General features: G+C 38.4%; 1 protein-coding gene. It reads right to left on the bottom strand.

What is annotated here, in order from left to right; translation table 11 throughout:
* On the bottom strand, positions 1 to 505 hold a 505-nt coding region (locus ACZGCQ_RS16835; protein ID WP_481266881.1), incomplete at its 3' end, for a CHC2 zinc finger domain-containing protein.
* Positions 506 to 508: the final 3 nt, after the last annotated feature.

Raw genomic sequence — 508 nt, 5'->3', positions numbered from 1 at the left:
CATCCCAGGCAGGTGATGCATAACCAATTTCAAACTTCTCAATCATCTCTTTCGTAATACCACGGTTTAATAAATATGAAAGTGCTTCATTTCCCTCTTCCGTATTTACTAATAAATGATGATAATACTTTTTCAATAATTCATGAGCTTGTTGCATGATGACAGTGTCATCAGATATGTCTTCTTGTTGTCCTTGCCCTGATGTATACTCTGCAACCGCAATTCCATTTCTTTCGCCTAGCTTTTGAACAGCCTCGGTAAAAGCCAGTCCTTCCATTTTCATTAGAAAGGAAAATACATTTCCACCTTCTCCACATCCGAAGCAATGAAAAATTTGCTTATCAGATGAAACAGAGAATGAAGGAGAATTCTCACCATGAAATGGACAAAGGCCGAAATAGTTACGCCCCTGTTTTCTAAGTTGAACGTATTCACCAATGACTTCTACAATATCGGATGATGTCCGAATCTGTTCAACAACTTCTTCGGGAATTCTGTTCCCCATAAC

The organism is Exiguobacterium sp. HSB13 (assembly GCF_056764755.1).
The sequence above is the reverse complement of the archived record's forward strand: the minus strand, read 5'-3'. Positions and strand labels throughout refer to the sequence as shown.